Source organism: Nocardia sp. NBC_01503, assembly GCF_036327755.1.
Taxonomy (GTDB): Bacteria; Actinomycetota; Actinomycetes; order Mycobacteriales; family Mycobacteriaceae; genus Nocardia.
On sequence record NZ_CP109596.1, the window covers coordinates 5,165,318 to 5,183,118 of the forward strand.

Annotated in this window: 14 protein-coding genes; 13 read left to right on the plus strand and 1 reads right to left on the minus strand. The window is 68.7% G+C overall.

Features of this window, described 5'->3' with window-relative positions:
* Positions 1-2 precede the first annotated feature (2 nt).
* From OHB26_RS23305 to OHB26_RS23365, 13 genes are all read left to right on the plus strand, one after another.
* Complete coding sequence (locus OHB26_RS23305) at positions 3-2,543, plus strand: hypothetical protein (RefSeq protein WP_330179386.1); 2,541 nt, start codon at positions 3-5, stop codon at positions 2,541-2,543.
* Between the two features lies 1 nt (position 2,544).
* The gene (locus tag OHB26_RS23310) at positions 2,545-3,390 is read left to right on the plus strand and encodes a hypothetical protein (protein WP_330179387.1); all 846 of its coding nucleotides are present in this window, start codon (positions 2,545-2,547) and stop codon (positions 3,388-3,390) included.
* The gene (locus OHB26_RS23315) at positions 3,387-4,922 is read left to right on the plus strand and encodes a C40 family peptidase (RefSeq protein WP_330179388.1); all 1,536 of its coding nucleotides are present in this window, start codon (positions 3,387-3,389) and stop codon (positions 4,920-4,922) included. The genes OHB26_RS23310 and OHB26_RS23315 overlap by 4 nt, the downstream gene beginning before the upstream one ends.
* 190 nt (positions 4,923-5,112) lie before the next feature.
* Entirely contained in the window at positions 5,113-6,393 is a 1,281-nt protein-coding gene (locus OHB26_RS23320; RefSeq protein ID WP_330179389.1) for an FxsB family cyclophane-forming radical SAM/SPASM peptide maturase, read from the plus strand.
* Between the two features lie 96 nt (positions 6,394-6,489).
* Entirely contained in the window at positions 6,490-6,999 is a 510-nt protein-coding gene (locus tag OHB26_RS23325) for a hypothetical protein (RefSeq protein ID WP_330179390.1), read from the plus strand.
* Between the two features lie 60 nt (positions 7,000-7,059).
* On the plus strand, positions 7,060-8,706 hold the full coding sequence (locus OHB26_RS23330; RefSeq protein ID WP_330179391.1) for a hypothetical protein: 1,647 nt from the start codon (positions 7,060-7,062) through the stop codon (positions 8,704-8,706).
* 28 nt (positions 8,707-8,734) lie between these two features.
* Positions 8,735-10,240, plus strand: a complete 1,506-nt coding sequence (locus tag OHB26_RS23335; RefSeq protein WP_330179392.1) for a hypothetical protein — start codon at positions 8,735-8,737, stop codon at positions 10,238-10,240.
* Positions 10,237-10,578 carry a hypothetical protein gene (locus OHB26_RS23340; RefSeq protein ID WP_330179393.1) on the plus strand — a complete coding sequence of 114 codons (342 nt, stop codon included), beginning with the start codon at positions 10,237-10,239 and terminating at the stop codon, positions 10,576-10,578. Before OHB26_RS23335 ends, OHB26_RS23340 begins: the two co-directional genes overlap by 4 nt.
* Positions 10,575-11,261 carry a hypothetical protein gene (locus OHB26_RS23345; RefSeq protein ID WP_330179394.1) on the plus strand — a complete coding sequence of 229 codons (687 nt, stop codon included), beginning with the start codon at positions 10,575-10,577 and terminating at the stop codon, positions 11,259-11,261. Before OHB26_RS23340 ends, OHB26_RS23345 begins: the two co-directional genes overlap by 4 nt.
* Before the next feature lie 41 nt (positions 11,262-11,302).
* Complete coding sequence (locus tag OHB26_RS23350) at positions 11,303-11,653, plus strand: hypothetical protein (RefSeq protein WP_330179395.1); 351 nt, start codon at positions 11,303-11,305, stop codon at positions 11,651-11,653.
* Positions 11,654-11,673: 20 nt separating this feature from the next.
* Positions 11,674-11,994: a hypothetical protein gene (locus OHB26_RS23355; RefSeq protein WP_330179396.1), complete on the plus strand. Its 321-nt coding sequence runs from the start codon at positions 11,674-11,676 to the stop codon at positions 11,992-11,994.
* Between the two features lie 10 nt (positions 11,995-12,004).
* On the plus strand, positions 12,005-14,584 hold the full coding sequence (locus OHB26_RS23360; RefSeq protein ID WP_330179397.1) for a hypothetical protein: 2,580 nt from the start codon (positions 12,005-12,007) through the stop codon (positions 14,582-14,584).
* Positions 14,585-14,778: 194 nt separating this feature from the next.
* Positions 14,779-16,680, plus strand: coding sequence for a type VII secretion target (locus OHB26_RS23365; protein WP_330179398.1), 1,902 nt, complete (start codon positions 14,779-14,781; stop codon positions 16,678-16,680).
* A gap of 96 nt (positions 16,681-16,776) precedes the next feature.
* On the opposite strand, the gene OHB26_RS23370 is transcribed toward OHB26_RS23365, so the two are convergent.
* Positions 16,777-17,799 carry a hypothetical protein gene (locus OHB26_RS23370; RefSeq protein ID WP_330179399.1) on the minus strand — a complete coding sequence of 341 codons (1,023 nt, stop codon included), beginning with the start codon at positions 17,797-17,799 and terminating at the stop codon, positions 16,777-16,779.
* Between the last annotated feature and the right edge of the window lie 2 nt (positions 17,800-17,801).

Genomic DNA, 17,801 nt, shown 5'->3' on the forward strand with positions numbered 1-17,801 from the left:
TCGTGAATGACGATGTCGCGCACCGTGATCGCAGCCCTCGTGGATGGCCGCTCGACGCCGAGCAGGTCTGGGAGCTGCGGCACTGGCACCTGGGCGCGGTGGTGCGCCGGATCGGGGAGTGGATACGCGCGTCCCGCCGGCGCCATCGTGCGGTGGTGCTCATCGGAATCATTCTGGGGCTCACCGTCATTCCGGGCTGCATCGGCGCGGTGGCGATGGCACAGGGCGATTCCCCGGGTGCCGCGGGCGGCAATGGTGCGCTGAGCTGGATGAATGTGCGTGACTCGGCGGGGGTCAGCGTGTCGAGATACACCTTCGCCTTCAATACCGACGCCGTCGGCATTCTGCACCCGTTCAACACCGCGATGGCCACGGCGATCAGCCTGGAGTTCGCGGGCTGGATGGTCATCGTGGTCACCGGTATCTGGTTGATCGGATTCGTGCTCAGCTTCCGGTGGATGGACCTGTTCGCGACTCCGCTACGAGCGGTCGCCGCGGGATTCACCGAGCAGGTCAGCATTCCCATCGTGCTGATCACCGCGGCATCGATCGGCGCCTTCTGCGTCGCCTGGTTCGTACTGCGCGGATTCCATGCCAAAGCGGTCATGCAGGTGGTGACCATGCTCGGGGTCGCGGTGCTGGGCCCGATGTTCCTGGCCGACCCGCTCGCGGACGTACTGTCCTCGGACGGCTGGCTGAGCCAGGGCCGCGATCTGGGCATCACGGTCGCGGCCGGTTTGAACGGCGACCGCAATCCGCAACCGAATGCGATCGTGGCGTCGATGCAGGAACAACTGGCCGACAATTTCGCGCGAAAACCGCTCCAGGTCTGGAACTTCGGTCATGTGATCGATGATCGGCCCGCGTGTGGGGCCGCGTGGACGAACTCCGTGGCCACCGGCGACGATGATCGGATCAAGAACGCCATGCGCTCCTGCGGTGACGGGGCGGCGTACGACGCGGCGAAAGAACCGACCGCCGGGCAATTCGGCGCGGGACTGCTGGTCTTGGTCTCGGGAACACTGCTGCTGGCGTTCGGCGCCGTACTCGCGATGCGGATCGTGCGCTCCGCATTGGATTCGGTCTATCACGGCTTCCTGGCGATCTTCGGTTTCGCCGCGGGCGGGTTCGTCTACGGCCCCACCCAGACCTTCCTGGTGCGCAGTGTCGTGCACTCGCTGTTCGCCGCCCTGCGGATGGCCGTGCAGGTGATCTTCCTCGGCGTCTACGTACTGTTTCTCGGCGATATCTTCAAACACGCGCAGGGACAGGTGATGTCGGTCTTCGTCATGGGCGCGATTCTGGAAGTCATCGCGATCTCGCAGTTGAAGCGGTTGGACGCGAGCCTGGATCGCGGCAATGACTGGGTGGCCAATCGATTCTCGCAAACCCTGCACGGCGCCACCCAGCAGGGCTCGGGAGGTGGCGGTACCGCGCTGGGAATGGGCAATGTCGGCGCGCAGCGCCACGGTCTGGGAATACTCAAAACCTTCGCCGCCGCCAGCGTGATCGGTGGTTCGCCGCTCACCGCATTGGCCTTGCAAAGGCGCAATCCCGCCTTGCCCTTCTCGGAGTTGGAGACCGCCGCGTCACTGGCCAACTGGGGCGCACAGTCCGTTCCCGGGCTGGGCGGTCCGATGGGTTGGAATGTGCAGTCCATGCTCAACCGGCAGATGTTCGCCGAATCGGCCAGGCGGGCTGCCGAGAAGACCGGTGGTATCGATACGGTCCTGGGTGCGGCGGCCGCGATTCAGGGAGCCATCGACGTGGGCGCCGGGATCGCTGATTTGAACGGTGCGCTTCAGGGTGCGGGATTCACCGATACCGCGCTCATCTCGCGCGCGGTCAAGTCGTGGAATATCGCCGAGAAGGACTCGGAGGGGAATGTGCTCTCCGACAAGCACTTGGCCCATACGGCGGCCGCATTGAACCGGGCGCAGACCACCACGAATCGATTGACGCGCGGCGGCGGCAGATTCAAGCCGGGCGACTCCGATCAGGCTGCCGCGGATATCGCGACGCTTCAGGCATCGGCCTATCGGCTCCGTCGGCGGCGTTCCGGCGGCGTCACCCTGGATGAGGGCTCCGCCGATCACCCGCAATTGGATTTCGTCAACGACTACATGGACCGGCCTTCCCAGTCCAAACTGATCGCCCTGGCGAACGTAATCAACGGCACGGCAGCTCCATCGGAGGAGCAAGCGCTCGCGAACCCGGACGCCGCCCGCCTCCGCAGGCATATGGGGGTGCTGGCGGACGCTGGCGTCGCACGCTACGACGCGGACCGGATGTGGGCGTGGATCGGCAACGAGCATGCGAAGCGGATCTTGGGTGCCGCGAATGCCCTTGCGGAAAATCCGGACAATCGGGAGCTCATGCAAGAGGTCAGAAGGCAGGTGGTCGGAGCGCGCGACAGCGAAAGCTGGACGCCGAACGGAATGAGAACCCCGCTGCAACAATTCGCACGACCTCGTACGAGTCTCCCCGACGGCGATTGGACAGCGATGGCCGGAGTGGCGGAGCGGCTTCGAAGGCGCGCATGAGATGAGACTGCTCCCGATCCTGGCGGTTCCCGCGGCGCTTCTCGCGCTCGTTCTCGCCTTCATGATCGTGTTGTTCGGCGGCATCGACACCGCGGCCGCCTCGGACTTCGACCATCAGTGCGCGGTGGCGATTCCGAACCCGTCCTCGACCTCACGGACGGCGCCGAGCCGGGGTGCGCGGACGGCGCCGGTATCGCCACCGGTGACCTCGAACCCCTACGCGGAGTTGACCTTCGCAGCCGATGACACCTCGGTCTCGGATCGGCAGCGCACCTGCGCCAGCGCGATGCGGACCGCGATCTATCAGGGACCGCCGGTGAACGAGCCCGCCACCGGGGCGGGCGCGCGGTGTGCGGGGGAAACGATTGCCGCGCTGGTGAATCGAGGTGAGCGTGGTGGCGCGGTGGTGGAGCCCGCCGCGGTGACGGCGGCGGTACTGCATCGAGCCTCGGCCGCGGTGTCGACGGGGTATTGCCCGCCGCTCAGCGATGCGGAGGCCGATACTCTGAGCGTGGCCCGCTCCGGCGGGAATGCCGACCGGTGCCCGCTCCCGGGCGGGTCCGCGGTGCTGGATCTGCCGGATAACGCTGCGGCCCAGAGTCTTTGCGGGCAGCTGGTGGCCGTGGGTGCGGAATCGCCGGGGGATCTGGTGTTCTGGGATTATCGAGGTAGCGTGCCGACGCGGGTGGGTATGGTCGCCGACGGGCGCCTTTCGACCGACGCACGGCTTTCGACCGGGGCGGTGCTCATGGTGAGCTGGGACACCCATTCGGGCAGGCTGGTACAGCTCGCCCTGCCGAGCGGGTGGGATGTGCGAGTGAAACGGATGCTGGGGGACGCGGCATGACCGAAGCCGCGGAGGTGACGCCCGAGTCGGAAGCCGTTGCGGCCGAACGAGAAGCGCCGCCCGGAACGCCCACCCCGTGGAACCGTCGCCCGCCCGGCACGGCCTGGCCGCCGATTCGCCCGGCCGGTCCGCCCCATCCCGGCGCGGCCCAGCCACCCGCGTCTCCCGCGGTCCATCCCGGCGGCCCGCCCCGTCCGGGGGCCGCCGACGTGGTCGCGGGCGCGACACCCCCGCGCACCGCGCCCGGGGCAGCGGCGACACCGGCCCCCGGGGAGACGACCGGAACGGGACAGGATCCCGCCGCAGCCCGTCCGGATGTTGCGGGCACACCGCCGGATCCCGGCGGGGCGCGATCGGGTGGCGCGGCGGCACAGCCGGATTCGGCTCGGGCGCACTCGGATTCGGATGACCGCGAGCATGGCGACCGACACGGATCCGATCCCGGCGTGAGTGCCCTCAGTGCGGCGGCTCCCGCCCTCGCCATGCTCCCGATGATGCTCGCCTCGCTGCTCGGCGGAGCGGGTGGCGGCGGTGCCCAGCCCGGTGGTGGCGCGCCGCGAAATACCTCGGGCACAACCGATTCCGGGCAGACGGGAGTGGGTGCCCCGAACACGTCGGACGAATCCTCGCGCACCTTGTCTCCGCAGGCGCAGGCCGCGCTGCGCGCGCTCGAGCAGCTTCGGGACGCCTACGGAAAGTCCCGCGACAGCGCTCGTACCGGATCCGGAACGAAGCCGGTGCAGACGGGGGTTCGACCGGGCAGCGGAACCGGTTCGGGCGCGGGCGGTGGTGACGCCGCGGCGGCGCTGTCCGCCGTGCAGCTCTATCAGCGCACCGCCGCAATCGCTTTCAACAACCTCGACAACCAACTCGCGGGTTATCTCTCCGGTCTGGCCGGTACTCACGGGATCGATCGGGCGGCGTTGAACTCGCTGATCAAGGAATTGGACCTCGCGCTGATCAAGCTCGGGACGGCGGCGTACACCCCGGCGGGGGCACAGAAGGTGCACGATATCCTCACCATCGCATTGCGCGAGGGCATCCGGTTGGCCGGTGCGGGGCAGGTCAACGCATCCGATACCGCCGCCGCGATCGACAGTCTGACCGGGCAGTACCTCTACGCCATCGCCGGTCGGAACTATCCGGGGAGCATGCCCGCGAGCGCGGGGGTCTCGGCGGCGGTACAGCAGGTCATCGCAGTGGCCACGGCCCAGGTCGGCAAACCGTATGTGTGGGGCGCCGAAGGTCCCAACTCGTTCGACTGCTCCGGTCTCATGCAGTACGCGGCTCGCTCTGTGGGGGTGAGTATTCCGCGTGTCTCGCAGGATCAGTACCGCCAGCTGCCCAAGGTGAATCCCGCCGATATCCGGCCCGGCGATCTGATCTTCCCGGCCGGTCAGTACAACGGCGGCAGCCCGACGCACGTCATGATGTATCTGGGTAATGGGCAGTGTGTCGAAGCGCCTCGACCCGGGGCCACCGTCCGCATTACCGCGCTCCCCTCGAGCTACGCCGCCAGCCGATGGAGTTGACGAGCAGCGATGACTTCCCACCGGTGGGAGGTCGATTCGCTGTGCGGTCGCCTCCTGGCGTTATCGTCTTCTCCACCCGGCATTTGCGTCGAATTGCCCGGCCCCCACTACGATTCCGGCGCTGCTGACGAGGACTCAATCCACACTGCGCGTTCGTGCTGTTTCGCGCGGCATGAGAGGACCGATACCGGTGGAGCAGATCATCAGCGAATTGCCTTGGCGTGATTGGGGTCTCGACTTCGCCGAACTGCGCCGCGGTGGCTGGCGGCCCAAACCGTTCAACGAGTTCATCGTCAAGATCCACGGTCACTGCAACCTCGCCTGCGACTACTGCTATGTCTACGAGATGGCGGATCAGAGCTGGCTGTCCAAGCCGAAAGCCATGTCGCGCGAGGTGTTTCGCGGAACTTGCGAGCTGATCAAGGATCATGCGGTCGGGTATGCGCTGCCCGCGGTCAACCTCGTCCTGCACGGCGGGGAACCGCTGCTGGTCGGCACGAGCGAGTTGGAGTATTTCGCGCGCACCGCCCGCGAAGTACTCGACCCCGTGGTGCGACTGCGGCTCGGGGTGCAGACCAACGGCGTGCTCATCGACGAAGATGTGCTCCGAATCTGCGAACGCTGGAATATCAAGATCGGCGTCAGCCTGGACGGCGGTGCGCCCGAACATGATCGGCATCGTATCGACCCGGCGGGGCGCGGTAGTCACGCCCGGGTCGTCGCCGGGTTGGAGCAATTGCTCACTCCCCGGCACCGGCACCTGTTCTCCGGGCTGCTGTGCACCGTCGATGTGGACAACGATCCGATCCGGACGTATGAGTCGATGTTGCTGTTCGAACCGCCGCTGGTGGATTTCACTCTACCCCATGGGAATTGGACGACCCCGCCGCCGGAGCGCGGTCTGGATCAGACCCGTACGCCCTACGGCGACTGGCTGATCGCGGTCTTCGACAGGTGGTACGACGCGCCCGTGCGGGAGACCGGAGTCCGGCTCTTCGGCGATATCGTCGATCTGCTGCTCGGCGGCCGGGCCACCTCGGAGCTGCTGGGTCTGGGGCCGATTCGGCTCGCCGTGGTGGAGACCGACGGCTCGCTCGAGCAGGCCGACGATCTGAAATCCGCCTTCGAGGGTGCGGCCCGAATCCCGGCGCGCGGCGAGGGCAATCCGCTCGATATGGCGATGTGGGAGCCCTCGGTGATGGCGCGGCAGATCGGATCCACGGCATTGAGTGCGACCTGCCTCGAATGTCCCGTTCAAAATGTCTGTGGCGGTGGGAATTACGCGCATCGCTATCGGGCGGGAGAGGGATTCCGGAACCCGTCGGTGTACTGCGCCGATCTCAGGAAGCTCATCACCCATATCGAATCGCGAGTACACGCCGATCTCGACGCCGCGCTCACGCCGGTGTCGGTGCCCACCGCTTCCTCGGAAATTCCCACGGCTGGGAATCCCGGAGAATCAAGGCCGTAGGAAGGCCCGAGACATGTTTGGCCGCGAGGTCATTCCGCGAGTAGCGGTCGCTGATTCGAACGGGCGAAGTCGCTTTCCGGACCCGGTGAGGTGAGTATGAGCTGGTGGAAGAGTGCTATCGGCGCTGTGGTCGTCGGCGGCGCAACGGCCGTCGGGTTCGGTCTCGGCGGCGGCCCGCTCACCGCCGGGCTGCTCGGTGGCGCGGCTCAGACCCTGTGGAGCCACTGGGGGGAGGGCAAGAGCTGGACCGAATCCGCGGTGACCGGAGCGGCGGTCGGGCTGATGGGCGGAGGTGTCAGTGGAATTCTCGGGGGCGCGGAGAGCGGGCTCATCAAAGGCGGATGGCAGAACGCCCTTTCGGGCACGAAACTTCAAGCTCAGATTTTCCGCACGGCCAAGAGCGACTTGGGTGGATTCACTCGCCGAAAACTCTCCTTGGAAAACTGGAATCGTCCGTGGGTCGGCGCTCTCGGATCCGGGGTGGCCACCGGCTACGCGAGTTACAAGATCGGGACGTCGGAGTTCCCAGGTGGGGGTGGCGGTGGGGGTGGCGGTGGCGGTGGTGCGCCCCAGATAGGCAGTATCCCGACAATCGCGATCTCGTGACACCTGTGTTCACGCAATAGATGGCCAGGGTGGTCCACAGTGCAAATGCAACCTATCTACATGCCCGATACGAATGCGATGAAGACGCATCAGCCGCCCTATCCGGAGAAGTATTGGGTCGCGCCCGTCCTGGAACAGGGCTATCGCACACTGCCCAAGACCTTTTCCACGACCTTCGACGGTTTCGGCGCCGGCCCCACGACCCAGCCGCCGGCCAAAACCGCTCCCTCGAAGATCGAACCGTTCGGGCTCTCCGGAATGGCGAGCGCGGGGATCACGAACTATCAGGCGCTGGCCACGAGCCTGAACAACTCGTTCAGTGATCTTCAAGCGGCGAATGCGCTCGTCGCGCCCGCGGTCGAGGATACGGCGCTGACCGCGATGAAGGCGCAGCAGAACATCAACACCCTGATTATGGGAATGGCGGAGGACGCCTCCAAGGTCCCGCCCGAACCGATGACCGAGAACGAGTGGGTCATGGAGTTGATCACGAAGGTGACCGAGAATCTGGCCACGGTGGTCAGCAATGCCAAGGGGGAGATGCAGCGGGCCAAGGCCGATATCGACGGCGCCGCGAAAACGATCAAAGATCAGAAGGATCTGATCGCGAAGCTGCAAGCGGAAGCGGCTAAAAGGGCCGGCGATGCGCCGCCCCCGGCCGGATGGCCCGCGCCGAACGGCGGCCTGAACAACGGACAGGTGTATCAGCCACCGAACCTCGGCCTGGGACCGTTGAATCCGGGAGGCACCGGCCGGATCCCGGGCGGCGTGACTCCCACACCGGATCCCACCCTGCCGCCCAAGCCCGATGGAACCACGCCGCCGGATACATCCAGGGATGATCCGAGCCGGGACATCCCGGATATCGGTCGGCAGCCCGATAACACGCCGCCCACCCCGCAGCAGCCCCAATACCCGAATATGGCAACGCCTTCCACGATGGGCGGGATGGGCGGCGGCATGGATCCCATGAGCATGATGCTGCCGTCCCTGCTGAGCGCGATGCAGCCCAATATGAACGATCGGCTCCAGGCCGATCCGAATCGGTACGACCGTGAGGATCCCTACGATCGGTACCCGCAGAACGCGGTGCCGGTGCAGGCCTCTCCCGCCGCGGTCACACCGCAGGCTCCGGCCAGCACACCGCCGGCGACTACGACGACTCCGCCCGCGACCACCGATAAGCCCGCCGGTCCGGCACAGCCCGCCGCCCCGGCGACGACGGTCGCCCCCGGTTCCGATGGGGGAGTGGACTATCCGTTCCCGGACGGTATTACTCAGCGCGTATCGGTCGTCGTGGCCAAGGCACTGGACAAGGCGTTCGGCAATAAGAGCGGCACCGACGCGCAGACGGCGTACGCGGACACCACCGCCAAGTTGGATATCAAGCAGCCCGATCAGCGGGTGGATCCGGGTGCTCTGATGACCGGTGATGTCGGCATCTGGGAGAACCCGGACATGGTGGCGATCGTGCGCGCCATGGGATCCGGGGCCGAGGAGCGGCTCGATCTCATCGTGAACGGGGAACTGCGCAGATATCCGGACCAGATCTCGGAGACGACGGGCGATCTCGGCCAACTCGTGGGCTGGGCGCATCCGCGCGGTATCGAGATGACCGGCACCAGCGCCAAGTACACCGATGGCGCAGCGCCCGGAACCGGCGATCCCGCGGCGTCTTTGCCGGTCGTCGCGGCTCCGGCGAGTTGATCGCGGGGCGGGCGGAAGGAACTCCGATATGGCAATGAACGTCGATCCCGGGGAGCTGATCGAGGCGGCCGCCACCCTGTGGCGGCTGGTGGAGCAGGCGCATGCGCAGCTGCCGACCGGCTGGGTGACGCCTGCGGGCGCGGACCTGCCCTCCACCGTGGCCTCGGCGTTCCATACCGCGCACGCGGAATCGGCGTTCAACTCGCTCATCGCCATCGCCAACCGGGCCGGACCGCACGCGTACCAGATCGGTTCCTCCGCGGTCGAATACACGCTCGCCGATGACGCGGGGGGACGCAAGATCGCCGGCTCCGGCGCGGAGACCCTCACCAATCCCGTACCCAAGATGCCACCGTTCGGACCGCGCCTTGCGCCGGTGCCGACCGTCGCGGGTGCGCCCGCGGTCGATCCGCTCACCTTCGCCCAGCAGTTGCGTTCCGGTCCCGGACCGGGTCCGGCGCGAGCGTTCGCGAATTCGATCCGGCAGTATCTGGACGGTCCGCATCGCGATGCCGTCGCCGGGTTCGAGAGCCTGGTGCCGATCATGAACAAATGGACGCCGGTGGGCACGACGGTGGCCGGACATCTGAACACCTTCGGACGCCAGCTCGACGAAATCGGCGGCAGCATGGGCACACTCGCGGCCAATGTCGACGATTACGCGAATGCGTTCCAGGCCGCCAAGGATCGGCATCCCACGCCGCAGGAGATCCTGGCCACCCGCAAACGCCTGCTCACCGCCATGCGTTCGAAGGATTCGGTCGCATTGGCGGAGGCGCTGGCCGAATTCAATGAGCAGAACGGACTTTCGGCCCAGACGCACGCCGATTACACCGGCGAGATCGGCAAGACGCTGCCCGCGCCCGGTGGCACCGGCAAGCCGGGTGACGGCACGTCGGGCGGTGCCAATGGCGGCTCCGGGGACAAGGGCAGCGGGCAGGGTGACCAGAGCAGCAGCATGCTGATGTCGATGCTGCCCTCACTGCTGAGCAGTCTCACCAACTCGGCAGGTTCACTGTCGCAAAACAATTCGACGACCGAGGACGATCCGGACGCCGCGCTGGACTATCCCGCCGATCAACTGCCCGAACTTCCGTCGTTCACCGGCGGCGGTGGCAGCCCGGGCGGCGGTGACCCCGGATCCCCGGGCGTCCCGGATCTCCCCGTCTACAACGTCGCCGCGATGCCCGGTGTCAGCGCGCCCGCGACGCTGGGCAACTCCGGCCTGCCCCGCGCCCCCGTCATCGAGGCGCTGCCGGGTCAGTCCGCGGGCAATCCGGCCGCACGGGCGGGCGGCGCACCCTACATGCCCTATATGCCGATGGGTGCGGGCATGGGCGGCGCCGGCGGGTCCGGCGGCGGCAATGACCGCTCCCGCGTGGTCGCCTGGCATCCGGACCGCCTCATGTACGTCGACGACACACCACACACCGATGCGGTGATCGGCGAGAAGCCGACCATCGCCCCGACCGTGACACCCCCGACGCCGGCCCACGCCAATCAGGCGCCGACCAATTCCGGAGGCTCCGTATGACCGATATCCATCCCGATGTGCAAGCCGCCCTGGACGCCGCGCGCGATCTGCGCCATCGCATCGCCGACCTGCGCGAGCGGATCAACGGCATCCGCGCGCGCCGGCCCTCACCCAGCGGTGCGGTGGTTCCGGAGGTCGACGCCATGGGCCGCCTCACCGACCTCTACTTCGCGCCGGGCACCACCGCGCGCTTCGGCAATGCCGAACTGGTCGCCGAGATCATGGCCGCCATCGGCGAGAGCACCGCCGACGCCGGACGCCAGTACCAGGTCATCATGGATGTCGAACCGTGGCCGGAAACGGTGACCACGGAACCCGCCGCGAGCGGAACACCATGACCGGCGCGGACATCGAAGCGGGCACCGAAACCGAAAGCGCGGTCACCGTCGCCGATACCGTGCAGTGGCTACACGATGAGGGTCTGGCCCGGCTGGCCGTCGTCGGCGCGACCGCTCCCAGCCCCATCGTGGCCTTCACCGTGGAGGTCGCCACCGGCACGGTGACCGCCTTCCCGATCGCGGTCACCGGACCGGGCACCGATGTGCTGACCCTGCCCGCGGACGATCTGCCACCGCCGAGCGGTACCGCGAAACGCCTTGTGGTGGTGGGACTTACCGCCACCGAATCGGTGCTGGTGCTGGATCTGGCCGCTCTTCCGGCACTGAGCATCCGCGCCGAACGCCCGGAGACGACGGCGCGGGCGTGGGTGGCGCAACTGCTGCTCGATCCGGAGATCACCATCACCACCAACAGCGCCGAGCTGGCGGTCCCGGCCGGGAACCGATGCAGGTTCACCTTCATTCCGGGCGGCGGCACCCTGCTCATGGTGGACGATAAGCGCCCACCCCTGACCACCGTCACCCTCGACCCGGCCGGTGACGGGACCGAACAACTCGATGTGGCCGAGGACGGCTCCGCCGAACTGTATCTGGGGAACCGGTTCTGGCAGCTGCGGCACGTGCTGGGTATCGGCGACCTCACCTGGGCCGCCCTCACCGCCCAGCTCGAACCCGTTGACTGACAACTGAATTCGCGCCACCACCGATGACGACAGGAGTATCCATGGACGACGATTTCGACCCGTACGACGCGGCGGTCCCGCAGGCCCCGGACTGGCGGAATATGACCCACGAGGTCTTCAATCCCGATCACAGCGCGGGCGCGGCCTGTAACCGGGACGGCGAGATCGTCGGCCTGCACATCACCGACGAGGCCCGCGACAACGGCGACTCCTGGCTGGCCGCGGAGATTCTGCGGCTCGCTCGGCTGGCGCATCTCAAATCGCGGGTCGCCCTGCGCGCGGAGATGGAACACAACGGCACCCTGCCGCACACCATCGACTCCTTCGACCTGCCGACCGAAGCCTCCTACCGCGCCGCCGAGGCCGCCGAATTCGGCACGGCCAGGCACTGATTCGTGAACGGGACCCCATCGTGACCCATAAGCTCGATATCGACGAGCCCGATGAGATCATCGCCGCCGCGGGGCGTGTCACCACCGCGGCCGCCGCGGTGACCGGACGCGCCACCACCGCGATCGCCGGGCTCGTTCCGGTGGGCGGGGCGCGCTGCGACCTCGACCACGCGCTGCTCGGCGTCCTGCACTGGGTCACGACGAGCTGTGCCGACGCCACCACTTCGGACAGCACCGGCTCCGCCGCCGCACACCATTTCATCGTGCGGGCGGCCCATGCGCTCACCACGGCCGACGACCACGGTCGCGTCACCGTGCACCGGTCCGCCGACCGGATCTGAACTCCCCTCGATGCGGCCGCACTATGAGAACCCCTACTGGGATGCCATTGTCGGAGACAACTGGCCCGGTATCGGGGACGGAGCCTGGCGCACACTGGAATCCGTCGCGCGCACCGGTGCGGCCGAGATGGACGTCACCGGGTTCGGACAGGCGCGCCGCGCTTTCGACGACCACATTCGGGTCAGTGCCGCGCTGCAACCGGTGCAGGACGCGCTGCGCGCCGAACAGCACAGGTTATGGGCACTGGCCGATGCCCTGAATCTGGCCGCGGATCTTTTCGGGGAGATGGCCGAACTGGTGCGCCGAACCTGTTCGCGCATACTCGATATCGTCGATTCGGCGGTAGCGGGCATCAGGGGCGAGACCGCGCCGGCGGAGGAGACCGAGGCCGAACGCGACGATCGGCTGGCCCGCATCGGCCGGATCATTCGCAATGCCCGCGACGAAGTCGCCGCGGTGATGGCCCGCGCCACGCAACAGGCGGGGCCGCAAGGCTTTCCGGAGCTGTCGGCCATCGCGAACCTGCTCGGCATACCCGGGATGGGGGAGCCGGGGCCGGGATGGCAGCCGCCGGGAGTTCCCGGGGGTCCCGGGGGTCCCGGGCGGCCCGGTAAAGGCTCCGGGCCCGGGTCGAAGCATCCGCCCGAACCGAATCGTGGGCGACCCGGATCGGCTGTGCCGGAGCCGGATTCGGATAAACCTCCGGTTCCGCGGGTGCTCCCTGTCGGGGACGGTGCCCCGCCGGGCGGGTCTCCCGGGGACCTACCGAATGGAGATGTGCCCGCCGACCGTCCGGTGAGCGTCCCGCCCGATGGGGCGGCGATAACGGACCCGGCACGGCATGACCGGCCGCCCGGATCGTCCGACTACGGCGTCGGCGGCGGGACGAATGGGAACGAGGCGTCCTGGTATCGGCCGCCCGCGCCGCAGCCGGGTCTGCCGGGCACGGCGCCCGGCTTCATCGGCGGCACACCGGGTGTGGTGGCGCCGCAACATTATTCGTCCGATGAGTCGGTGCCGGACTCGGGCGGCGGCACGCATGAACCCGGAGCGACGGCGGCGACGACCGGCACTACCGCTCGCTCCGACTCCGCCGCCACCGAGCGTCCGGTATCGGACTCGGACTCCCCGGCGAAAACGACCGGCGGGCAAGCGGATTCGCGAGCGGGTGTGAACGCCTCCGACTCTGTTCCCGACGTGACCGGTGTCGGCGGTGTAAGCGCCGTTGCGTCCGGTGCTCCAATCGCGGCGGGCGGCCCGATGCCGTTTCTGCCGCTCGGCCCCGCCGCGGCGGGGCCGCCCGCCGGGGCACAGGGTTCCGGTGCACAGTCGATTTCGGCGCAGACTGGTACGGGCTCTGGAACGGGCAGTGGTACCGGTGCGGGCACAGCGACCGGAGGTGCGGCGGCGAACAGCGCGGCTCGGACACCCGTGCAGGGTGCCGCTCCCGGCGCAGCGTCCCCCTCGGCTCCGGGCGGTGGCGCGGTATCGGCACCCGCCGGGGATCATCCGTCCCGGAACCGTACCGGGCGCACCGAACCGCGTGACGCGACGGAACGAGTTGCGCCCGAACATGATTCGGAGCCGTTCCAGGCGGCGATCGGTGCGGCCATGGCCGCGGCGGCCGCTCCCGCCTTCGTCCTGGGCGATCGGGTGGACGGCGATTCGGCGCTGGCCCGCACCCTGCTGCGCAGCATTCTCGCGGTGGTCGACTGCTCACCGATCGCGCCCGCGTGGGCGGTGGCGGTGGCCCGCCATGCCGGCGGTATCAGCGCCTTCGTGACCTCGAACGAGGGGCGCGGCTGGTTGCCCGCGGGGCTGTATCTGCCCAGGACGGTATCCACCCCGTGGGTGTGGCAGGCCGCCCGTGACGCCGCCTGGGAGGGCGTGGCGGATCCGGCTCGCGTCCTGGTCGAGTTCAGCCGGGCCTGGGGGCGGACCTCGGGGGCCGAACTCTCGGCCGTGGCGTCATCGGTGCCGATCGATCCGGTGCTGCGCGCGGCGCTGCCCTCGGTGCGATTCGACGGCGAGGTCGAGCCCGCGCCGGAGCTGAATCTCGGTACGCCCGCACCGGATCGGCGCGATCGGCTGGCGGTGACCGCGTCACCGCGGCTGCTGGATCGGGTGATGGCGGTGCAGGAGCCGACGATCCTGTTGCGCTGCACCGAACTCGCCCGCGACGCGCACGCGCGGGTCACCCGGGCGGTCCCGGATGCCGTGCACGCCATGGGAGCGCCGGAACTGCGCGGGCGCATTCTCACCGCGTTGCGCAACCGGACCGCGGTGGCACCGGACTGGTTCGAGGAATTGCGCGACGCCGACGACCTGCTCGCCGCGAGTATGGCGCCGCGACGACTGGACGTCGGTCGTATCCCCCTGGGGGAATTGCGATTCGAGGAGAACGGTGAACCGGCGGTGTTGCGCGCCATGCAGTTGCAGCGCCGCTGCGACGAATTGGTGCTGCTGTTGGCGGGTACCCCGGATCGGCAGTGCCTGCGCGACGCGGTGTACGTGCACGCCCATCTCACCGAACATCCGGCCATCGCCGCGGTGGGCGGACCCCGCGTCCCGCCGCGGGTCAGCGGTTGAACCGCGGTGGGGGATCGGTGCGGGCAATCGCCGGTGGCAGGCCCCGGCCCATCGGGGCCTGCCACCGAACTCGCCGAATGGACTGTGGCGAAACAAGGTTCGCGACTTCACCTGAGAACACTATGGGCTTCCCATCGGCGGGAAGGCTCGACAATTGGGCGAATCGCCGAGGGCGGAAGGGAGTTCGATTCAACGTGGCCGAGAAAGTGCACATCGATCCAGCGGTACTCCGCCAACTCGCGGTCCAGCACCAGCGAGTCGGCGATGAGACCGTGGAATGGGCCAAGCCGCCGGAGGATTGGCTCAAAGCCTTCCCGCACACCTACGGAACCATCGCCAGCCCTGTCCTGGACGCGTTGACGAAGTATTACAACGCCCGGCAGCAGGCGGGCAATGCGCTCGCGGAACAGCACTACCGCACCGCGGCCGAACTCAACGCCTCCGCCGACGAGTACGAGCGCGCGGATCGGGACAGCGCGGCGGCGATCCACCGATCCGGCGACGGCCCCTCCGGCGGTGCCGGAACGCCCGCGGGCGTTCCGCCGCTTGTTCACCCGAGCGCGCAGACCCCGGGCGGACCGGGGAATCCCGGCGCCGTGCCACCGGTTTCGGGTGGCAGCGACCCGAACACCGCTGGCGGACAGGGCGCCTCGCCGATCACCGCGCCGGGCCCCGGCGCGGGCGCCCCGGCGACCGTCGGGGCGCCCGGTGGCGCACCGGCCGCCCCGGGTGTGTCCGGAGCGCCCCTCGCACCCGCCGCCTCGGCGACTGATCCGTCGGCGCCGCACACCACCGCGGGCCGCGACGGTCTGTCCGGGACGGCCGCCGATGCGGTACGCCCCGCTGCGGTCACCGCCCCGACCGGCGCCGGCGCCGCGCCGATCCTCACCGGCGCGGGTAGCGGCGATTCGGCGCAGCACGCGGCCCCCACCTCGGGGACCGGCGTGCCCGGCGATGCCGTGCCGGCAATGCTGCCGACCCCGTTCGCGGCGGCGGTCGCCGCCGCCAAGGATCGGGAGACCGGTCCGGGCCATGTGGTGAACGAGGCCGTCAACGAGGACCTGGTGATCGCCCGCACCCTGCTCGCCGCGGTGCTGGCGGCCGTGGACGAGCCGATCATCGGTCTGGCCTGGGCGGTTTCGGTCATGCGCGGGCCGACCGGCATCGGCGTGTTCATCACCAGCAACGAGGGCCGGGGCTGGCTGCCCGCCGGGCTCTACCTGCCACGTGAGGTATCCACCCCGTGGCTGTGGGACGAGATGCTCGGGACGGAACAGAGCTGGCCGTGGGAGGGTGTGGCCGATCCGGCACGCGTACTCGCCGAATTCGGCCGGGCCTGGGGCGGTACGACGGAGTCGACCCTGACCGCCCTGGTGTCCTCCGGGTCGATCGATTCGAGCCTGCGCGCACAACTGCCCGATACCGCCGTGGAAGATATGGTCCCGCCCGCTTACGACATCGATCTGCGCACACCCGCACCCGGCACCGCCGATCGGCTGGCCCTTGCCGCATCCATACCCGCATTGGAAAGTGTTGGCGCGGTGCCGGATTCGGCAATCCATCGCCGCCGCACCGAGCTGGCGGAGCAGGCGCACGCCGACCTCGGCCGCACCATCGCGGCCCCGGCCGAGGCGGCCGGTGGTCGCGCCCTGCGCGGTCGCGTGCTCGCCCTGCTGCGCGAGAACCAGCAGGTGCCCGCACAGCTGTGGCAGGAACTGCGGGACGCCGACGATCTGCTCGCCGCCACCATGCTCTCCCGCCGGGTCGACGCGGGCCGGGTCACCCTGGGCCAGTTGCGCATCGAAGACCAGGCGGAAGCATTGCGCGCCATGGTATTCGAGCGCCGATGCACCGAACTGGTGCTGCTGCTCGCGGACCAACCCACCCGTCAGGGCCTGCGGGACGCGGTGTACGCGCACGAGCAGATCCTGGGTCACCCCCTGTTCGCGGCCGTTCCGGTCGCCGCGGCGGCCACCGCCGCCGAGCAGGTCTCCACGGTCGACACCATCGGACCGCGGGTCGCGCCACCGGCGGTGACGGCGGGTCCGCCCGCTGCGGTGACGGTGTCACCGCTCGATGATCGGGTGAATGGATAACGGCCAGTGGGCTTCTCGGGCGTCCCGGTGGCACACCGGGACGCCCGCTCACCTACCGGACGTGGACCTGACCTGTGCTCGACCTCGCGTGCGATATCAGGCGTCGTCCCAGCTGGGCGTGCCGTACACGTTCAGTTTGTCTATGCCCGCGCCGGATGAACAGCCCAGGCCCACAACCGAATAGCGCCATGTGGCGCCGGTGGACTCGGCGGCCCCGGCCAGGGCGTCGACCGCCGCGGTGCTGCCGTGATGCCGGGCCGCGAGCTCACGCACGAGCGGGGTCAGGTCGCGCCCGCGGTGGCGGCCCAGGTGCAGCGCGAAGGTGGTGGCACCGTCACGATGCCCACGGCAGATCGCGATCGGGAAGTGGTGCAGGTCGGCCGGGTCGGCTCCGCAGCGGACCAGCTCGGACAGCACCTCCCACGCCGGATCGCCGAAGTGGCGGACCAGTTTCATCGGCGTGGCGATATCGCCGTATCTGGCTTTCAGATAGACCTTGTGACCGAGGGCGCCATGCGCGTCGACTTCGATTGCGGCGAAGCAGGGTTCGATGAACTCATGGTGTGCGGTGACCGGAGCCAGTCCGGTGAATTCGGGCCATGCCGCGCACAGCCGAGGCAATGCGTCCGGCGCGGCGCGGAGGGAGCCGTACAGCTTGAGGCCCGGGGGGCGATCCGCCGCCGCGCGATGTACCACCCCGAGCCAGGTCGCGAAGCGCTGACATGCGGGAAGGTCGGCCGGATCGGGATATAGCGCGGCGACGAAGGCTCGCAGCGTCTCCGCCGCTGGTGCGGCGTTGTTCGGCATCAGCTCGGCGACTTCATCGATAGCGGCGAGCTGAGCGGTGAGACGAGATCCGAAGTCGGCGTGTATTGTTCCGGCCTCCGTCACATAGCGGAGAGCGGGCGTGCTCCGGCCTCCGCCACCGGTCACGCTGGCTTCGAACGGAACACCGGTGCTGGTGAGTCTGCTCGCAGGGTATCCGTCGGCAGCCAACGGATTCAACTGCCCGCCGCACGCTCGGTGCAGCGTGGCGCGGATCGTCTCCGGATCAGTGTCCAGCGCCAGGCGCTCGGCCGAGGCGATCAGGAAATCGCCTGCGGCCGTGGCCAATTCCACCG